16 protein-coding genes are annotated in these 19,604 nt (G+C 64.8%); 5 read left to right on the top strand and 11 right to left on the bottom strand.

Annotation, left to right across the window (positions count from 1 at the left end):
* Window positions 1-79: 79 nt before the first annotated feature.
* The 8 genes from trpB to trpE form a co-directional block, all read right to left on the bottom strand.
* Entirely contained in the window at window positions 80-1,294 is a 1,215-nt protein-coding gene (trpB, locus tag GYH26_RS05505; protein WP_161540800.1) for a tryptophan synthase subunit beta, read from the bottom strand.
* Window positions 1,295-1,424: 130 nt separating this feature from the next.
* Entirely contained in the window at window positions 1,425-2,081 is a 657-nt protein-coding gene (locus GYH26_RS05500; RefSeq protein WP_161540799.1) for a phosphoribosylanthranilate isomerase, read from the bottom strand.
* Between the two features lie 14 nt (window positions 2,082-2,095).
* Complete coding sequence (gene trpC / locus GYH26_RS05495) at window positions 2,096-2,917, bottom strand: indole-3-glycerol phosphate synthase TrpC (RefSeq protein WP_161540798.1); 822 nt, start codon at window positions 2,915-2,917, stop codon at window positions 2,096-2,098.
* Between the two features lie 204 nt (window positions 2,918-3,121).
* Complete coding sequence (gene trpD, locus GYH26_RS05490; RefSeq protein WP_161540797.1) at window positions 3,122-4,171, bottom strand: anthranilate phosphoribosyltransferase; 1,050 nt, start codon at window positions 4,169-4,171, stop codon at window positions 3,122-3,124.
* Between the two features lie 6 nt (window positions 4,172-4,177).
* A complete protein-coding gene (locus tag GYH26_RS05485; protein ID WP_161540796.1) occupies window positions 4,178-4,792 on the bottom strand; it encodes an anthranilate synthase component II in 615 nt (204 codons plus the stop codon).
* Complete coding sequence (gene trpS / locus GYH26_RS05480; protein ID WP_242006608.1) at window positions 4,789-5,853, bottom strand: tryptophan--tRNA ligase; 1,065 nt, start codon at window positions 5,851-5,853, stop codon at window positions 4,789-4,791. The genes GYH26_RS05485 and trpS overlap by 4 nt, the downstream gene beginning before the upstream one ends.
* A complete protein-coding gene (locus GYH26_RS05475; RefSeq protein ID WP_161540795.1) occupies window positions 5,850-6,341 on the bottom strand; it encodes a hypothetical protein in 492 nt (163 codons plus the stop codon). The genes trpS and GYH26_RS05475 overlap by 4 nt, the downstream gene beginning before the upstream one ends.
* Window positions 6,342-6,361: 20 nt before the next feature.
* Window positions 6,362-7,852 (bottom strand): anthranilate synthase component I, encoded by a 1,491-nt coding sequence (trpE, locus tag GYH26_RS05470; RefSeq protein WP_014067393.1) that lies wholly within the window; start codon window positions 7,850-7,852, stop codon window positions 6,362-6,364.
* A 1,024-nt stretch (window positions 7,853-8,876) separates the two neighbouring features.
* Between trpE and GYH26_RS05465 the strand changes: the two genes are divergently transcribed.
* From GYH26_RS05465 to ccsA, 4 genes are all read left to right on the top strand, one after another.
* Window positions 8,877-9,881, top strand: coding sequence for a 6-bladed beta-propeller (locus tag GYH26_RS05465; RefSeq protein WP_161540794.1), 1,005 nt, complete (start codon window positions 8,877-8,879; stop codon window positions 9,879-9,881).
* Window positions 9,882-10,429: 548 nt separating this feature from the next.
* A complete protein-coding gene (locus GYH26_RS05460) occupies window positions 10,430-11,074 on the top strand; it encodes a hypothetical protein (protein WP_161540793.1) in 645 nt (214 codons plus the stop codon).
* A gap of 713 nt (window positions 11,075-11,787) precedes the next feature.
* Complete coding sequence (locus tag GYH26_RS05455) at window positions 11,788-12,879, top strand: 6-bladed beta-propeller (RefSeq protein ID WP_014067394.1); 1,092 nt, start codon at window positions 11,788-11,790, stop codon at window positions 12,877-12,879.
* A gap of 299 nt (window positions 12,880-13,178) precedes the next feature.
* The gene (gene ccsA / locus GYH26_RS05450; RefSeq protein WP_161540792.1) at window positions 13,179-15,638 is read left to right on the top strand and encodes a cytochrome c biogenesis protein CcsA; all 2,460 of its coding nucleotides are present in this window, start codon (window positions 13,179-13,181) and stop codon (window positions 15,636-15,638) included.
* On the opposite strand, the gene GYH26_RS05445 is transcribed toward ccsA, so the two are convergent.
* Window positions 15,561-16,007: a hypothetical protein gene (locus GYH26_RS05445; protein WP_014067396.1), complete on the bottom strand. Its 447-nt coding sequence runs from the start codon at window positions 16,005-16,007 to the stop codon at window positions 15,561-15,563. The genes ccsA and GYH26_RS05445 overlap by 78 nt on opposite strands.
* Window positions 16,004-17,143 carry a TolB family protein gene (locus GYH26_RS05440; RefSeq protein ID WP_161540791.1) on the bottom strand — a complete coding sequence of 380 codons (1,140 nt, stop codon included), beginning with the start codon at window positions 17,141-17,143 and terminating at the stop codon, window positions 16,004-16,006. The genes GYH26_RS05445 and GYH26_RS05440 overlap by 4 nt, the downstream gene beginning before the upstream one ends.
* 80 nt (window positions 17,144-17,223) lie before the next feature.
* Between GYH26_RS05440 and trxA the strand changes: the two genes are divergently transcribed.
* Window positions 17,224-18,057 (top strand): thioredoxin, encoded by an 834-nt coding sequence (trxA, locus tag GYH26_RS05435; protein ID WP_161540790.1) that lies wholly within the window; start codon window positions 17,224-17,226, stop codon window positions 18,055-18,057.
* Window positions 18,058-18,060: 3 nt separating this feature from the next.
* On the opposite strand, the gene GYH26_RS05430 is transcribed toward trxA, so the two are convergent.
* The gene (locus GYH26_RS05430) at window positions 18,061-19,548 is read right to left on the bottom strand and encodes a M20 family peptidase (RefSeq protein WP_242006607.1); all 1,488 of its coding nucleotides are present in this window, start codon (window positions 19,546-19,548) and stop codon (window positions 18,061-18,063) included.
* Window positions 19,549-19,604 lie beyond the last annotated feature (56 nt).

The raw sequence follows: 19,604 nt of genomic DNA, 5'->3' as shown, positions 1-19,604 counted from the left end.
GGGCACGGCATGCCGTGCCCCTACAATGGCATGCCGTGCCCCTACAATGGCATGCCGTGCCCCTACAACAATACGGTTATCAAACAATTCGGAATCGTGCAATGGTGCCCATGTCTTTGTCGCCGCGGCCGGACAGGTTGACCACCACGACGGCGTCCGGTCCCAGCTCGCGGGCCAGGCGGGGCAAAAACGCGATGGCGTGCGCCGTTTCCAGCGCCGGAATGATTCCCTCGGTACGGGCCAGCAGCCGCACGCCTTCCAGCGCCTCCTCGTCGGTGGCCGTCACGTAGGTGACGCGCCCCAGATCCTTCAGGTAGGCATGCTCGGGACCCACCCCCGGGTAATCCAGCCCCGCCGAGATGGAATGGGCCAGCTGCACCTGACCGTCGTCGTCCTGCAGCAGATAGCTCATGGCGCCATGCAGGATGCCGGGCCGCCCGCAGGTGAGCGTGGCAGCATGACGACGGTCAAGCCCCTCGCCGGCCGCCTCCACGCCGTACATGCGCACGTGCCGGTCGTTCAGGAACGGGTAGAACAAGCCCATAGCGTTCGAGCCGCCGCCCACGCAGGCCACCAGTGCGTCGGGCGTCTCGCGGCCGATGCGTTCGGCCAGTTGCCGCCGCACCTCGTCGCCGATCACACGCTGAAAGTCGCGCACGAGCATCGGGTACGGGTGCGGTCCCACCACCGAGCCGATCAGGTAGAACGTATCGTGAACGTTCGTCACCCAGTCACGGATGGCCTCGTTCGTGGCGTCTTTGAGCGTGCGGCTCCCGCTCTCGACGGGCCGCACCTCGGCGCCCAGCAGCTGCATGCGCAACACGTTCAGGTGCTGGCGCTCCACATCCTCGGCGCCCATGTACACGACACACTGCATCCCGAAACGGGCGCACACCGTGGCCGTCGCCACGCCGTGCTGTCCGGCGCCCGTCTCGGCGATGATCCGGGTCTTGCCCATGCGCCGGGCCAGCAGGATCTGGCCGATCGTGTTGTTGATCTTGTGGGCGCCCGTGTGGCACAGGTCCTCCCGCTTCAGGTAGATCTGCAGCCCGCCCAGCGCTTCGCTGAGGCGCGGTGCGAACGTGAGCGGCGTGGGCCGGCCCACATATTCCCGGAGCAGGGCGTGGTATTCCTCCCAGAAGCCCGGATCCTGACGCGCCTCGGCATAGGCTGCTTTCAGCGCTTCCAGCGCCGGCACCAGGGTTTCAGGCACGAACGCCCCCCCGTAGGGGCCGAAGTGTCCGGTAGCGTCCGGCGCGTCGTAGGTCAGCAGTTCGGTTTCGGCGGTCGGCATGGTCTGCGTCCCCTGCAGGAATTTTACGGTAGCTCGTTCAGCCTATGGGGCCTCCCTCGTGGCGGGGCGATGAGATGATCCGAGGCGGTCGGACACGCTCGAATCCCGGTCTTTTTTTCCCCTTCCGGCTTCACTCAGCAGCCTCCGCTTCCAGTTGTTTGCGCAGCGCGTGAAACACCTCGAAAAAGCGGGCCAGCTTGTCGAAATCCTTCTTGCCCGGGGCGGCCTCGACGCTGCTCGACAGGTCCACGCCCAGCGGACGCATCGTGCGGACGGCCTCCTCCAGGTTGTGGGCCCCGATCCCGCCGGCCAGCAGGATCGGATAATCGGCCGACAGCTCGCGCGCCAGCCGCCAGTTGAACGACTCCCCTGTTCCACCCCATAGGTTCGTCTTGTGCGTGTCGAGCAGAAAATAGGTCACCCACGGGCGGTAGGGCTCCATGAATGTCCGCAGCTGCTCGGCCGATGCGTCGTGCACCACGTGGATGGCCTTGATCACCGGCGCGTCGATCTCGGCGCACCATTCGGGCGGCTCGGTGCCATGCAGTTGCACCATGGTGAAGCCCACCTCCTCGATGGCCCGGTTCACCGCGTCGGGCGTTGCGTTCACGAACACACCCACCTTTTCGGGCCCGTGAATCCACTCGATGATCTCCCGGGCCACCTCGGGGGCCACGTAGCGCGGACTTTCCGGGTACTGAATGAACCCCAGAAAGTCCGCGCCGGCCGCCGCACAGTACCGGGCGTCTTCCAGATTCGTAATGCCGCAGATTTTGACCTTCAGCATGGGTTCTGTTGGGCTCAAACCGCCATACGGAGCATGTCGGGCGTTGCAAGGCGCCGCTGCACTTCCCGGCGCAGTCGTTCGAGCGCCTCGCCCGGATGGGGTGCCCGCATGAACGCCTCGCCGATCAGCACGGCGTCGATGCCGTGTCGACGCAGGTGCACCAGCTCGTCGGCCGTGCGCAGGCCGCTTTCGGCCACGCGGACGATCCGCTCGGGCACGTGCCGCAGCACCTGCACCGCCCGGTTGACGTCCACTTCGAAGGTGTGCAGGTCACGGTTGTTGACGCCCAGTATTTCAATTTTATCCAGATCGATCCGGTCCAGCTCCGCCTCCGAATGCACCTCCACCAGACACGACAGCCCCAGCTCGGTCGCCATGGCGTGCAGCTCGTGCAACTGCACCGGATCGAGCAGCGCGGCAATAAGCAGCACGGCGTCGGCCCCATAGGCCCGCGCCTCGACGATCTGGTAGGGGTCCAGAATGAAGTCCTTCCGGAGCAGCGGCAGATCGACGGTGCGCCGCGCCGCCTCCAGGTGCTCCAGACTCCCCTGGAAGTAGTCGGGTTCGGTCAGCACCGAGATGGCCTGCGCACCGTGCCATTTGTACTGGCGCGCCAGCTCCGGTACGTTGAACTCGCGTCGGATGATGCCCTTCGAAGGCGAAGCCTTCTTGAGCTCGGCGATGATGGCCAGTTCGCCGGTGCGCAGCGCCGGCGCCAGCGGCAGCGTGGGACTCTGATAGTGGGAACGCTCCTCCAGGAGCGCGACGGGCACGCGACGTTTGCGTTCTTCCAGGCGTTCGCGTACGGTCCGGGCAATCTGTTCTAAGATCGTCATGGCTGTTTCCTCCTGGCTACGGTGAACGATTTTCAGACGACGATGCAGCGAAAGCGAACCGAATCGATCGCTGACGTTTTCGCTTCTGGCCCCCGGCGGGGCCAGTAGTAGCATCGCCGCCTGCTAAATCGTTCATCGTAGCAGGTGCGTCGGCCTAACGGGCCGGGCTCCGTGGTCGCATGGTGCATCGCGCGATCCATGGCACTAAGCGGCAGGTTGGCGGGCAGCCTCACGGGCCACCCGGTTCGACACTTCGACCAGCTGCTCCAGGCGTGCCAGGGCCGCGCCGCTGTCGATGCTTTCGCGGGCGGCTTCCAGACACGCCTCGAGATCGTCGCCGAAACGACCGCTCACGTAGAGCGCGTAGGTTGCATTCAGCAGCACCACGTCGCGGTGCGGACCGGCCTCGCCTTCGAGCACGCGGCGCAGCAGGCGGGCGTTGGCTTCGGCGTCACCCCCGCGCAACTGCTCCAGCGGCACGCGGGGCAGTCCGAGCGCTTCCGGTTCGACGCGTCCGGCCCGGGGCGCCTCGTCGCCCCGCCGGTACTCGTAGGTGGCCGTGGGCGCCGAAAGCGACAGCTCATCGAGCCCGTCTTCGGCATGGACGGTCACCACGTGCTCGGCGCCGAGCCGGGCCAGGATGGCCGCCATCGTGGCCGCCACGTCGGGCCGGAACGCCCCCACGAGCTGGCGCCGCACGCCGGCCGGGTTGCAGAGCGGCCCCAGGATGTTGAAAAACGTCCGCACGCCCAGCGCCCGACGCACCGGCATCACGTGGCGCATGGCCGGATGGAAACGCGGTGCAAAGGCGAAGGCAATGCCCACTTCCTCCAGGCAGCGCTCGACCCCCTCCGCCCCCAGATCGATCGCCACGCCCAGCGCTTCGAGCACGTCGGCCGAGCCGGCCTGCGACGAAACCGACCGGTTGCCGTGCTTGACCACGGTCACGCCGGCTCCGGCGCACACGAAGGCGGCGGCCGTCGAGATGTTGAACGTGCCGGAGCGGTCGCCACCCGTACCGCACAGGTCGATTGCATGCGGATCGTCCACGCGCACGGGCACGGCGTACTGGCGCATGACGCGCGTAAAGCCCACCAGCTCGTCGAGCGTCTCACCCCGCGCGCGCAGCCCCATGAGCAGGCCGGCGATCTGCTCGGGCGACGCCTCGCCCCGCATCATCAGGTGCATGGCCGCCTCGGCCTCTTCCTGCGTCAGCGTGCGGCCCTCGGCCAGCGCGGTCAGGTAGGGTTGCATGGCGGTCTATCGTTGCGTTTGCGGGATCGATGTCGCACGGGCCTGATGCCATGCCTTCACCTGGCGCAGCCAGTTCGTGATCAGGCGCGGCCCTTCAGTGGTGAGCACGCTTTCCGGGTGAAACTGCACGCCTTCGATCGGATAGTGCCGGTGGCGCAGCCCCATGATCACCCCGTCCTCGGTCCAGGCCGTGATCTCCAGCACGTCGGGCAGCGTGTCGCGATCGACCACCAGCGAGTGGTAGCGCGTGGCCGTGAAGCCCTGTGCCGCTCCCTCGAAGATTCCGATCCCGATGTGGAAGATGCGGCTCGTCTTGCCGTGCATGAGCGAAGGGGCATGCACCACACGCCCGCCGAAGACCTCTCCGATCGCCTGATGGCCCAGGCACACGCCCAGGATCGGCGTGGTCGGTCCCAGTTCGGCAATGACGGCTTCCGTGATGCCCGCCTCGGCCGGACGCCCCGGTCCCGGCGAGATCAGGATCGCCTCGGGCTGCAGGGCCCGCACCTCGTCGAGCGTGACCGCATCGTTGCGCACCACGCGCAGATCCTGCGTGTGCCGCCCCAGCAGATGCACCAGGTTGTAGGTAAACGAATCGTAGTTGTCGATCACCAGAATCATGACGCCTCCGGACGATAGGTGGCGTAGTTCAGCCCGACCAGATCCCGCACCTGCTCCATCATCTCCTGCGCCCGCCGGCGGCCCTTGCGGGCCCCCTCGCGCAGCACGTCTATCACGTAGTCCGGATGCTTCAGCAGCTCGCGCCGCCGCTCACGCGCCTCGGCAAAGTGCTCGTCGATGAGCCGGATCAGCTCCTTCTTGGCGTCGCCGTAGCCGTAGCCACCCCGCCGGTAGGCTTCGGCGATCCGGTTGCGCGTTTCTTCGTCGGCGAACAGCTTGATCAGCGCAAACACGTTACAGCGATCCGGATCCTTCGGCGCCTCGAGCGGCGTCGAGTCGGTCACGATCGACATCACCTTCTTGCGCAGCGTCTTGCCCTCGTCGAAGATGCCGATCGTGTTGCCGTAGCTTTTCGACATTTTCCGGCCATCAATGCCCGGCACCACGGCCACCTCTTCCCGGATGAGCGGCTCCGGAATGGGGAACAGCGGCCGATCCGGCGGGCAGAACGTCCGGTTGAAGCGCTGCGCGATGTCGCGGCATATCTCGATGTTCTGCTTCTGGTCGGCGCCGACGGGCACGAGCGTGCCCCCGTAGATCAGGATGTCGGCCGCCTGCAGCACAGGGTAGTTGAAGAGCCCGGCATTGGCCGGCAGGCCCTGGGCCACCTTGTCCTTGTAGGCCACGCCCTTTTCGAGCGTGGAGACCGGCACCAGGTTGTAGAAGATCCAGGCCAGCTCGGTCACCTCGGGCACGTCGCTCTGCACGAAGAGCGCGGCCTTTTCGGGATTGAAGCCCAGGGCCAGGTAGGTGACGGCCGCTTCGAACGTGTAGCGCCGCAGCGCCTCCCGGTCGTGAATGGTCGTCAACGCGTGGTAGTTGACGATGAAGAAGTACGATTCGTACCGCTCGTGCAGCTCCAGATGCTGGCGAATCGCCCCGAAGTAGTTGCCCAGGTGCAGCTCGCCGGACGGCTGGATGCCCGAAACCACGATGGTCCGGGTGGCCGCACCGGCCGGCTGCGCCGTCTGCGGGGCCGTTGCCGTCGTTGCCGTACTCATGACGTCGCCAGGGTCGCTGGTTTCGGGTAGCGTCGGGCTACTTCCTGCAGGTAACGCAGGCGCTCCTCGCTGTGCTGACGTACCAGGTTCAGCACGGCTTTCGTGCGGATCTGATGGTTGAGCTTGAGCTCATCGTTCACGCGCTGCAGAAAGCGCCGCTCGGCCTCCAGCAGGCGGTGGATCATCTCGGCCGGATCGGTGCCCAGGTTGAAGTCGTCCGGCTCCATATCGACGCCGCTGTAGGCCGTGCCGCCCGCGCTGAAGACCACCTCGGCCAGCTTGCCGACGTCCACGCGGGCGATCTTCTGAAACTGCTCCAGCCGCTCGGCGATCTCGGCATCGCCGATCGTACGGATCACGTAGTCGTGCTGATGATTGAGCGCAATGTGCTCGCGGATGAGCGGGTTGATCCGCTCGACGGTTTCCTGGCGGGAGAGCGACTTCCCGATCCCGCCTTTGTTGAAGATCAGTTCTTTCAGCGAAGCCATGGTCGGTTCGGGGTTGGTTTTTAAAGCAAACCGGACGCGGCGACGCGCATGGCCTCGACCAGCGCCCGGGCCTTGTTAACGGTTTCCTCGTACTCGCGTTCGGGGTCGCTGTCGGCCACGATGCCCGCCCCGGCCTGGACGTAGATCGTGCCGTTGCGAACCACCATGGTGCGGATGGCAATGCAGGTGTCCAGATTGCCCGAAAAATCCATGTAGCCCACCGCCCCGGCATAGACGCCGCGCCGCGTGGGCTCCAGCTCGTCGATGATCTCCATGGCCCGCACCTTGGGCGCGCCGCTGACGGTGCCGGCCGGAAAGCACGCCGCCAGCGCATCGAGCGCGTCGTAGCGCGGATCGAGTTCGCCGGCCACGAGCGACACCAGGTGCATCACGTGCGAGTAGCGCACGACGAACGCGAAACGCTCCACCTGAACCGTCCCGAAGCGGCATACACGCCCCAGGTCGTTGCGGCCCAGATCGACGAGCATCAGGTGCTCGGCCTGTTCCTTGGGGTCGGCTTCCAGCTCAGCCTCCAGCGCCCGATCCTCTTCGGGCGTGCGGCCGCGCGGCCGCGTGCCCGCAATGGGCAGCACCTCGGCCCGGCCGTGCTCGACGCGCACGAGCACCTCGGGCGACGAACCGATCAGCGCCAGGTCGCCGAAATCGATATAGAACAGGTAGGGCGACGGATTGACCTGGCGGAGCGCCCGGTACAGATTGAAGCGGTCGCCCGCGTACGGCGTGGCAAACCGCTGGGAGAGCACCACCTGGAAAATATCGCCTTCGTAGATGTAGTCTTTGGCGCGGCAGACCGCCCGGCAGAAATCCTCCCGCGTGAAGTTCGACGTGAGCGGCGTCTCGGGGAGCGAGACCGGCTCGGGGGCCTCCAGCGGCGCGTGCGAAAGGGTGTCGGTGAGCGCGTCCAGACGGGCGACGGCCTCGTCGTAGGCCGCACGCAGGTCGGTGTCGGGTGCCACGAAGACGCCCGCCATGAGCACGAGCTGGTGCCGCACGTGGTCGAAGGCCACCACCGTGTCGTAGAAGTTCCAGCGGGCGTCGGGCAGCCCCAGGTCGTCGGGCGGCGGGGCGGGCAGACGCTCCAGCTGTCGGATCATGTCGTAGCCCAGGTAGCCCACGGCCCCGCCCGTGAAGCGCGGCAGTTCGGGCACCTGCACCGGGTGGTACCGACGGAGCAATTGCCGCATGGTCGCGAAGAAGTCGTCCGGACTTGTCTCGGGCGCGGCACCCGCCCGTTGCAGCGTCACCTGTCCGTCGCGCACCTCCACGGTCAGGTAGGGCCGCACGCCCAGGAACGAGTAGCGGCCGAGCTTTTCGCCGCCTTCGACGCTTTCAAGCAGGAAGGCGCCGGGCTCGTGCCCGCGCAGTTTCAGAAAGGCCGACACGGGCGTGAGCAGGTCGGCCCCCAGCCGCCGGAAGACCGGCACGAACAGGTGCGTATGGCCGGTCGACCGGTGCGTGTCGATCAATGCCTGAAAGCGCTCGAACGTCATGGCACCTAACGAAAAAAGCCCACCGCGAAGCTTGCGGTGGGCCGACTGATTTCACTACGGAATGCACGATTTCAGGCACGTGCGCGGCCCACCGCGGCGGTGCTAAACCACCACCAGCCAAAATAGTGGGCGCTATGATACGCAACGTGCCGCATCGTGGCCTTAAAGATACAACGAGATCGCTCACTTGCACAACCCTTTCCTTGAAAAATCGGCAAACCGTGCCGTGGCTTAAAGACGTGTGCTTTCGCAGAAGCATGTTCTCAGACAGCGCAACGTTTTTCAGTACTTCGACCCGACAGGACCGCTTGTAGTACGCCACGAAGGCGTCCGCCGAAGTGGCGCTTTTTCCTGACGGCACGCCGCTTCGCTTCGTGCCTGACTACAGGCAAGTATCCGCTGGTAGTAAGCCACAAGGTGACGACCCGGCGTCGGCGTTCCATCCCGGCCCTTTCAAACACCCGTCCCCTTGCCGGCCGCACCCCACCCCCGACACGTCGATACTATGGTAGAGAAACGCACTCCGCGTTGCGTCCGGATTGCTTTCCTCGCCGGCCATCTCGACTACATCCAGTTCTCCCTAATGCTTTCAGTCTCGGCGCCTTCACCGGGTGCGCCATAGTGCCCATATGTTCTGAAAATTTGAGCCGTTGCTTCCCGAAGCCCCTCTTGACAAACTGTGTGTGTGTGTGTGTGTTAATTAGGGGTGCGTGGTCGGTCGTCCGGCCCGCACCCCCGACGGCCGGCCTGGGGCCAATCGGGTGCGAACCGCCAATCTCAAAGGAGGTGGGTCATGAGACGGTTGCTGTTGATCTCGTCCATTGCTGGCGGTCTTCTGGGCGGTAGCCTTTTCCTGTCCGGCAATTCATCGAAAGCCTTGTGTGCTACGAATGGAGGGTTCTGTAAAGAGGCGGGATGTGTAGGCGGAGGTGTAAATTGTTACTCTCCACCACAAGGCGGAATGTGCTACACAAAGGCAAACATTATTATGGAGTAAGTTTTTGAAAGCCTGATTGAAAGGTCAATGAAGGGCCTACCCATCTGGACGCGTGCAGCGGCAAAGGGGATACTGCTGTGCCTCTTTGCCGCTGCTTTCCTTTCACCTTCTGACCGCACCTACCGCTCTGTGCAGTGGGAGTTGCTGTGGCAAGTGGACGAACCCGAACTGCTCCATCCTAGCCAAGTGGAAGTCGGGCCGGACGGACGCGTCTATGTGATGGACTACGGCGACATGCGACTCCGGGTTTTCACTCCGGACGGCCAGCTGCAACGCATCATAGGCCAGGGCGAAGGACAGGGGCCGGGTGAATTCAGCCACCCGATCGACTTCGCGGTCGATGCGCAGGGCCGCGTCTGGGTGCTGGACGCCACCACGGCCCGGGTGACCGTCTTTGCAGTAGATGGAGCGCTCGATACGCTCTGGATGCTACCTTTTCCCGCCAGCCGGCTGGCCATCTCGCCTGACGGACGGCGTTACGTGCTCTTTCCGCTCTCGCCACGGCGCGAGGGTGCCTTCGCCCTGTTCCGTGACGGCCACCCGCTCGGCTTTTTCGGACAACTGGCGGCTGACCAGGTCCCTCGCTGGATTGCCTTCGACGGCTTATTGATGGGGGATCAAGAGGGCTTTTACTACACGGCGGTTCGTGCAGGCTGGGTCGCCTCGTTCGGCTGGGACGGCCGCGTGCGCTTCTCGCGGACCGGCATCGATCCCGTTCCCTTCCCTCAACCCGAACGCACGCCGGAAGGCGGCCTGCGCCTGACCCCACGGCATCGCTTCGTATCGTACGACATCGCTCCGGGGCCACACCCGGAGACGTTCGCCGTGCTGGGCCTGATACCGGCCGACGGGCGCTATCGCGCCGTCCTCGACATCTATCACCGACAGGACGGCCGCTACTGCTACAGCATGCAGCTCCCCCGTGGTGGTTCGTCGTTCACCTTCTACCGGGACCGGCTCTACCTGATCAACGAAGTCGCCCTCCTGGCATACCGGCTGCAGGGTGATACCGTCTGTTCTCCAGAAAAGTAAATACCGGTTCGGACTGCATCCCTCATTCTGGCGGGACACTCTGGCTTAAGCAATTGTAACAACTGCATCTGAAGCCCTGAACAAAGCAGGACGCCCGATTAATTTTCCCGGGACCTTTCCGGGCACGAACGTCCGATCTCCGGCAGCCATGCGTCGGTTTTTTCGAGCCCCGGTCGTAGTCATCCTGCTACTCGGCGGCGGACTTGCCCTGGCGCTGCTGACCTCCTCCAAGGGCCCCTCCGAAGCTCGGCTTTCCGATCGCCTTCCGCCACCACAACCGCAGGACCGAACCGAGCGCCTTTTCCCGGAAATCACCTTCGAACGACTCCGGGTGCTGGGCGACCGCCCCGAAACGTTCCTCAACAACCCGGACTTTGTGCGGCCGGGACCGGACGGTTCGTTTTCGACCGGGGCGCCTCGCAGGTGGTCCGCTTCGCCCCACAGACCAGGCAGATCCTGCAGCGCTACGGACGCGGCCCCGGACAGGGGCCGGGCGAATTTGCCATGGTCAGTGACTTCGAAGTGGATAGCGAGGGCCGGGTTTACGTGTGCGACGCGAGAACAGCCGTATCTGGCTGTTTGCCCCCGATGGGCGCCTCCTGGCCTCCCTGCAGCCGAAACGTCGCCCTTACCACCTGGCCCTGCTGTCCGGGCAACTGCTGGCCGTGGAGCCGCTCGATCCCTACCACGACGCCCTGTTTGAACTCTATCGACTGGAAAGCCGGGACGGCAGGTATCGGCTGGTCTATCTGGATCGCTTCGGGGAGTTTCTGGAAAGACAGGAGACCGTGAGCCTGCTACTGGACGGCCTGATTACCGGTGTCGATAGCTTCTTTGTGTACACGCCCCGGCGGATCGGCTGGATCGCGGCCTTTCGGCCGAACGGCGACCTGAAATACTACCGCACCACGATCGAGCCTGTCCCGATCCCGAAGCTGGTCCAGCGCGGCAGCGCACAATGGGTAGATCGAAGTGCTCCCTCCTCAACATACGCAACCTCCGTCGATCGGCAGTATGTGTACCTGTACAAGGGCCGCAACGCGGACAAGACCTTTTACCAGATCGATGTGTATGACGCGCAGACAGGCACGTACCGGTTCACGATTCCGTTTCCGGAGTGGGCTGGAATGCTTTACGTGCGCGACTCGCTGATCTACGCCTCGCAGGATACCGTGGTAACGATCCGGCGCTGACGCTCCGTCCCGGCCCTTTCAAACACCCGTCCCCTTGCCGGCCGCACCCCACCCCCGACACGTCGATCCATGGCAGCGAAACGCACTCCGCGTTGCCGGCTCGCCCTTTTCGCCGGCCATTTCGACTCCATCCAGTTCTCCCTAACGCTTTCAGTCTCGGCGCCCTTCACCGGGTGCGCCATAGTGCCCATATGTTCTGAAAATTTGAGCCATTGCTTCCCGAAGCCCCTCTTGACAAACTGTGTGTGTGTGTGTGTTAATTAGGGGTGCGAGGTCGGTCGTCCGGCCCGCACCCCCGACAGCCGGCCCGGGGCCAATCGGGTGCGAACCGCCAATCTTTAAGGAGGTGGGTCATGAAAGGGTTACTGCTCTCCGTTGCCATGGTGCTGGGCTTCCTGGCATTTTCCCCACAAGCACCTGCTAAAGAAACTCCTATTTACCCACTCCTTGCTACCTACGCAGCACTGAACGCCAAATTCTCTACATCATGTCTACTGACAAACGAGTGCTGTTCTTCCGTTGGTTTTTTGATATTCAAAAAGAAAAGCTGTTGCACCTGTGATGGTCCATGCAGTGCCAGCGGAGGCGATTGTGAGTGCCTTTCCCGGCCGCAGTAGTGACCGTAATTCCTGAAACAAACCCTCCGGGCCGGTTTCGCCCGAAACCGGCCCGGAGAAAATACCTAACACAACCAGTAATAAGTTTTGATCACGATGTACCGAGTTGGCTTGCTCACAGGATGGCTGCAGGTGCTGCTACTGACTTCGGCGGTTGCGCAGCCGGTTCTGACGCCGCAGCGCCTGCTCGAAAATGAACGCGTCGGTGCAATCCTGGGCCTGGCACTCGACCACGACGGTCGCCTGTATGTGGCCGACCCGGTGAACCGATGCGTGCATGTCTTTTCCGAAACGGGCACCTATCTTCGACAGATCGGCCAACCGGGCATGGGACCGGGGGAGTTTCAGGCACTGGCCGCCATGGTGATCCGGCACAATCAACTCTACACACTGGACGTCGAGACGCGACGCCTGACCCGATTCTCCCTGGACGGCACCCTCCTGGGCACGCTGTCGATTCAAGCCCAGGAAGAAGAACCTACCGTGAGCGCCGATCTATTGCTAGGCGCCCGTGGCCTGTGGGTTGCCGCCGACAGCCAGGTCTTCATTCTGACAACCCGTCCTTTTGCCGATCCGACCCAGGCAGCCCGCCCGATCGTGACCGTCCGTCCGCTGAACCCCGACGGCACACTCGGTGCCCCGGTGCTCGAACTACCCGACACCCCGCGGCATGTGGAGTACATGGAAGGCGGCGTGCGGGTCGATCTTGTCCCGCTGGGCCCGCGCCCGGTGATCGCGCTCACGCCGGACGATCAGTTCGTCTACGGCTACACCGAACGGCTGGAAGTGTATCGCAAGCCGCGCAACGGTCCGCCTCAGCTGCTGATCCGCCAGGATATACCCCGCGTCCCCATCTCCGACGCCATGCTGGAAGCTTACCTGCAGGAAATCGGAGTCACGAATCCAGAAGCCATCGCCCGCAATCGCCGCATTGCACCGAAGCACTTATCGGCGTTTCAAGACCTGATCGTAGACGATCAGGGACAGATCTGGGTAGCGGTCAATACGCCGGAATCCGTCGAAAGCGGACAGACCGAATACTGGGTCTTCGGCCCGGATGGACAGCTCCGGCGCAAACTCCGCCTGGACCGCGTGGCCTATTTCTACCTGATCCGTCAGGGGACCGGCTATGCCCTCACGGCCACAGACGAAGGCGTTCAGCAGATTGCCGTGTATGCGGTGAAGTAAGACGATTTCCGGGAAATCATAGTGAGAAAGCACGGGCGCACACTTCGGTGCGCCCCTACCAGATCCTTGACGTTTTCCCTATCCCGTAGGGGCGGACCACTGTGTCCGCCCAGTCTGTTCGTCAGATCATGTTGGGCAAATGGAGGTGCCATCATGCATCAGTGAATCAGCGATTAAGACCGGCAAGAAAAATCTGGTGAATCAGGGCGGCAAATCGGCCGGGAAAGCCGCTCTTTCGGAACCCCTTCGACGCAATGCCTTTCTGCTCTGGAGACTTCCGGGGCAATCAAGCAGCGATCATGGCAGGGGTTCTGGGACAACTGGCCGTCCTGTCGGCTTTCGTGGCGTGCCTGCTGGCCGGGCTGGCGTATCTGCAGGCCGCCCGCCGGCGCGAAGCGTTCGACTGGCTCCGCCTGGCTCGGGGAAGCTGGGGCGTGATGTTCGGGGCCACGGGGGTGGCTTCCGCCGTACTCCTCTATCTGATCCTAACGCACCAGTTTCAGTACGCCTACGTCTATCAGTACTCGTCGCGCGACCTTCCGCTGCACTACCTGATTTCTTCGTTCTGGGCCGGACAGGAAGGCTCGTTTCTGCTCTGGATTCTCTATACGGGTCTGATCGGCTTCGGGCTCATGCGCTGGTCGGGGCGCTTCGAAGCGCCGGCCATGGCCGTCGTGGCACTCAGCCAGGCGTTTCTGCTGTCGATGATCGTGGGGTTGAAGCTGGGGCCCCTGGCGATCGGCTCCTCGCCCTTCCAGCTTCTCGTCGAACGCTTTCCGGACGCGCCGATCTTCCGCCAGAATCCCGCCTTCGTGCCGGCCGACGGCAACGGCCTCAACGACCTGCTGATGAACCCCTGGATGACAGCCCATCCGCCGACGCTGTTCGTGGGCTTCGCGGCCATGGTGGCGCCGTTTGCGCTGGCTGTGGCCGCCCTCTGGCAGCGGCGCTACCGCGACTGGATCCGCGTGGCCATGCCCTGGATGCTTTTCGCCGTGCTCGTGCTGGGCCTGGGCATCCTGCTGGGCGGCTACTGGGCGTACGAGACGCTCTCGTTCGGCGGCTACTGGGCCTGGGATCCCGTGGAAAATTCCTCGTTCGTGCCCTGGCTGACGGGTGCGGCAGCCCTGCACGCCATGCTCATCCAGCGGCGCAGCGGCCGCGGCTACCGCATGGCCCTCGTGCTGAGCCTGATCAGCTACGTGCTGGTGATCTACTCGACGTTCCTGACGCGCAGCGGCATTCTGGGGGATCTCTCCGTGCACTCGTTCGTCGATCTGGGCCTGCACAATCAGCTCGTAGTGTGGATCGCCGCCATGACGCTGCTGGGCGGCGGCCTGCTGCTTGTGCGTTACCGGGAGCTTCCGGCCCCGGCCGAAGAGCCACCGCTGCTCTCGCGGGAAGCGCTGATCTTCGTCGGGGCGCTGCTGCTGACCGTCACCGCCCTGGTGATCCTGGTGGGCACGAGCGCGCCCATCCTGGGCAAGCTGTTCCGAGACAACCCGGCCAGCGTCGCCACCTCGTTCTACAACCAGTGGACGCTTCCGCTGGCCGTGGTCTTCACGTTCCTGATGGGCGCGGCCCAGCTCATCTGGTGGCACAAGATGGACATCGAGATGGCGCACCGGCTGTTGCTGCGACCGCTGGCGCTCTCGGTCGTAGCCACGCTGGCCGTGCTGCTCCTGACACCGTTCGTCGAATACACGGTGCGTCCCCCCATCGCCGCTTCAGGCAGCCCGATGGCGCAGGCCGGCGTGCTGGGCGGTCTGACGCAGCTCTGGCAGGCCTACGGCTTCAGCCTGCTGCTCTTGCTGCTCGTTTTTGCGGCGTTTTTCGCCTTCTTCGGAAATCTACAGGTGCTCTGGCGCATCGCCCGGGGCAACCCGCGTCTGGCCGGCGGCGCGCTTTCGCACATTGGCCTGGGCGTGATGCTGCTGGGCGTGGTGGCCTCCAGCGGCTTCAGCCTGCCCCTCCCCCACCGGGACGTTCCCCCGGCCCTGCGCGACGACGAGCGCACCAACTTCGTGCTCGTGCGCGAGGAGGCCCGCCGCGTGGGCGGCTACGAGGTGCGCTACGAAGGGCGCGGCTTCACACCGGAAGGCCATGCGTTCTACCGCCTGTCGTTCACCGCACCCGACGGCCGCACCTTTACGCTCGAGCCCGTCGCCTACCAGAACCGGCGGGGCGAGTGGATCCTGCATCCCGACATCAAACTGGGGCTCTGGAAAGACCTGTTCGTGGCCGTCTCGCCCGCCGAGATGTTCGAGCAGGATTCGACTTTTTCGGAGAACGGCGGCGAGCTGGTGCTGGCCCGCGGCGATTCGGTCGTGCTCGGCCGCCAGGAGTTCGCCCTCCGCTTCGTGGGCTTCGACACGCAGGTCGATCCCTCCCTGCTCCCCGACAGTACGGCCATCGCAGTGGCGGCCGTACTGCACCTGACGAACCTGCAGACGCAGGAGACGCGCACGCTCCGGCCCGTCTATCTGGTGCGTGCCGATCGCTCGGTGCAGTACATCCAGACGCGCGTGCGCGACTGGAACCTGGCCGTGACGTTCACGGGCATGAACGTCAGCTCCGGCGAGATCACGCTGGCCATCGAAGGCGTCGAGGTGATGCCCGACGACTGGATCGTCGTGCAGGCCTACGAAAAGCCGCTGATCAACCTGGTCTGGCTCGGCTTTCTACTGATGAGCGGCGGCATCGGGCTCGCGCTCGTGCGCCGCGCCCGCGAACTCCGGCAGATCCTGCGCCGCCGCTGACGCATCGCGCCGGCGTCGCCGCCGGATTTCCCGGCGCCAGGCGCGGTTGAGCAATGCATAGTCGCGCGCCTGCGTCGCTTCGTCCACGCCCTGCACGCACAGAAAGCCATAATCGACAGGCGAAAGGCTTCCCAGCGGCGCGCTGCTCAGGTTCAACAGGCCGGCCCGCGTCAATCCCGGAAAGAACGCCCCGTAGCGCTGGCCCAGCACGCACCGCGCGCCGTCGGCCAGCTCCAGCCGATCCAGATCGACGTGCCGGTACCAGCCGGGATCGACCCGGTCCAGATAGGCGGCGCCCCGGACGGCCCGTCGGCAGGCAGACGCCCAGGAAACCGGCTCAGCATGGCGTCGCAACCAGCGCAGCATCATTCGCGGCCGAAGTTCAGGTCCACAGGCTCCGGATGTTCGACCCAGTCCGCCACGAAAATGTTCGTCTCACGCGAGGGCTCCCCCCGGGCATTGCGGTTCGAAGCGAAAACGAGCCGCTTGCCGTCGCGCGAAAACATCGGAAACGCGTCGAACGTACCCGAATGGGTGATCTGCTCCAGGCCGGTGCCGTCCAGCCGAATCAGAAACAGATCGAACAGCCGCCCGCCCTCGGTGTGGTGGTTCGAGGCGAAGATGATCCGCTCGCCGTCGGGGTGAAAGTACGGCGCCCATTGCGAACCGGGTAGCTGGATTACCCGACGCGGGTTGCTTCCGTCGGCATCGGCCACGAACAGATCCATGTCGGTCGGTTCGACGAGCCCCTGTGCCAGCAGCCGCCGGTAGCGCTCGGCCGCCTCGCCGGTGGGGCGGCTGGCCCGCCAGACGATCCTGCTTCCGTCCGGTGAGAAGAAGGCCCCACCGTCGTAGCCCAGCTCGTGCGTGAGCTGTAGCAGCTCGCCCGTCTGCAGGTCGTAGCGCCAGAGTTCCAGGTCGCCCGTCCGGCTGGAGGTGAAGACCACGTAGCGGCCGTCCGGCGAGACGGTCGCCTCGGCGTCGTAGCCGGGCCCGCCGATGAGCAGCTCGGGCTCCGCGCCCGTCGTGTCGGTTATGTAAATGTCGTAGGTGTCGTAGACGGGCCAGACGTAGCGCCCTTCGGCCGTGCGCTGCACGGGTGGGCATTCAGGGCCGGCCGCGTGCGTCGAAGCGTAGAGCACACGCCCGTCCGGCAGAAAGTAGGCGCACGTGGTGCGGCCTTTCCCGGTCGAAAGCAGCCGATAGCGCTCGCCGTTGGCGAGCGGCCTGCCATCGGCCCGCATCAGAAAGATCTGGTCACAGCCCTGTGGATTGATGGCCGCCCAGTCGCTCTGAAAGACCAGGTAGCGGTCGTCGTAGCTCCAGTAGGCCTCGGCGTTGTTGCCACCGAAGGTCAGCTGTCGGATGTTGCGCAGGTGTACCTCGCCCGGAAAGCGGAGCGAGTCGGATGCCGGATCATAAGCCTCTGCAGGCGGGGATGAATTCGGTGTGCAGGCCGGAACGATCAGCAGACTGATCAGAAAAACGCTACGTACTGTCAGCATGGCATACTTCCGTGGATGGTCTGAATCTTGTCGGCGCTCGGCGCCGGTTGTTTTCCGGAAAAAACCAACCCGGTGGAACGATGCAAGGTACGAACGCGACGGTTTATGAAGTAACGGATTTTCAGCGAGACGTTCTGGAAGCCAGCTATCGGATGCCCGTCCTGGTGGATTTCTGGGCGCCCTGGTGCGGCCCCTGCCAGATTCTGGGCCCCGTGCTCGAACGCCTGGCGCAGAAATACGCCGGCAAGTGGAAGCTGGTGAAGGTCAACACGGACGAACATCCGGAGCTGGCCATGCAATACGGCGTCCGGGGCATCCCGGCCGTGAAGCTGTTCGTGAACGGCGAGGTCGTGGGCGAGTTCGTAGGTGCCCTGCCGGAGTATGCCATCGAACAGTGGCTGGCCGAGGTGTTGCCGGACGAAAACCGGGCGCAACTGGAGCAGATCGAACAGCTCCTGGACGAAGGAAAACTCGCCGAAGCCGAACCGCTGCTTCGGAAGCTGCTGGCGGCCGATCCCGGCAACGACAAAGCACGCGTGCTGCTGGCCCGCATCCGGGTCTTTGACGATCCGGACGAAGCGGAGCGGCTGCTGGAGAACCTGGACATCGCCGAAGCCGCCTACCTGCAGCAGATCGAAGGCATCCGTACCATCGCCCGGCTGCTTCGCCTGAAGGATCAACCCGAATCGTTGCCGGAAGGCCCGGGACGCGACTTCTACCGCCAGGCCATCGAAGCGCTGGCCCGCAAGGACTTCGACACGGCCGTCGAGCGGCTGATCGACGTGCTCCGCAAAGACCGCTACTATGACGACGACGGGGCCCGCAAGGCCGGTGTGGCGATCTTCACGCTGCTGGGCGCGCGCCATCCGGTCACGCAGCGCTGGCGCCGGACGTTCGACATGTGGCTCTACTGAGCCTCAGGGACCGCTCAGCGCGCGGATCAACGCGTAGTAGGTGCGGACGGCCTGCACGTATTCGTCCACCGCAACGCGTTCGTCCACCCCGTGGATGGTGGCGAGCAGTTCGGGCGTGATCTGCGCGCCGATGAACCGATACACGTTCGGGCTCAGTGCCGTGAAGTAGCGGGCGTCTGTGGCGCCCGGCACCAGATAGGGCGCCACGATAGGCGGCGCGTCGGCCCGTGCCTGTCGGATGGCGGCCACCACCCGCCGGAACGCCTCGCCCTCGAAATCGGAGACCGGCGACGGGTCGGTGGCCGTCTCTTCGAGCCGGCGCACCTGCACCGGCAGGTCTTCGAGCAGTGTCCGCACGCGCTGCTCCACGCTTTCGACCGTCTCGCCCGGGTAGATCCGGAAGTTTACCACGGCCCGGGCCTGCGTCGGCAGCACGTTTTCTTTGACGCCCGCCGCAAAGATGGTCGGCGCGGTTGTCGTGCGCAGGCTGGCGTTGCCGGCCGGCGAGCGGGCCAGCATCCATTTCACCACCGGTCCGAAAAGCCACAGGTTGGCCAGCACCACGCGCGCTCCGAAGGTGGCGTAAGGCGCCAGCCGCTCCAGCAGTCCCCGGGTGGGTCCGTCGAGTCGTGCCGGAAAGGGGTTGTCCTCCAGCGTCACGATGGCCCGGCTGAGCGTCCCGATGGCCGTCTGCGCGGGCGGCGTCGAGGAATGTCCACCCGGCGCTGTAGCCGTCAGCTCCAGGCTCACGTAGCCCTTCTCGGCCACGCCCACCAGCGCCACCGGTCGGTTCATACCCGGAATGACGCCGTCCACCACGAAGCCGCCTTCGTCCACGACGGCGATCAGCCGGACGCCCCGTGCCGCCAGCAGCTCGGCGATCTGCCGGGCGCCGTGCCATCCGCCCACTTCCTCGTCGTGCCCGAAAGCCAGGTAGATCGTTCGCACAGGCCGAAACCCGTCGGCCAGCAGGTGCTCGACCGCCTCCAGCACGCCCAGCACGCTGATCTTGTCGTCCAGCGCCCCGCGCCCCCAGACGAACCCGTCGGCCACCACGCCGCCGAACGGCGGGTGTGTCCAGGCCTCCGGCGTGGCAATCGGCACGACGTCCTGATGGCCCATAAAGACCACAGCCGGCAGCGTCGTGTCCTGTCCGGGCCAGGTGTAGAGCAGGCTCAGCCCACCGATGATCTCCCGACGGAGATGGGCGTGCACCCGGGGAAAATTTTCTTTCAGATAGGTGTGCAGTGCCCGAAACGCACTGCTGTCGATGCGCGCCGGATCCTGATTGGATACGGTGGGAAACCGGAGTGCACCGGCCAGCCGCTGCGCCAGCGCCTCCGCATCGAGCGAGACCGCCAGCGGCTCCAGATTTTCAGTCGATTCAACCTGCTGACCAACCCGCCAGGCCCGCACCAGCAGCACGACGATCAGCACGAGCAACAGCCCGAGTGCTCCGATCAGGACTTTCAGCAGCGGCTTGCGCATCATCCGCATAGACAGGTTTTCCCCAAAATAGCCGCCTCCGAGCCGCCTTGCAACCATTT

This window comes from Rhodothermus marinus, assembly GCF_009936275.1.
GTDB lineage: Bacteria > Bacteroidota > Rhodothermia > Rhodothermales > Rhodothermaceae > Rhodothermus > Rhodothermus marinus_A.
The sequence above is the reverse complement of the archived record's forward strand: the minus strand, read 5'-3'. Positions and strand labels throughout refer to the sequence as shown.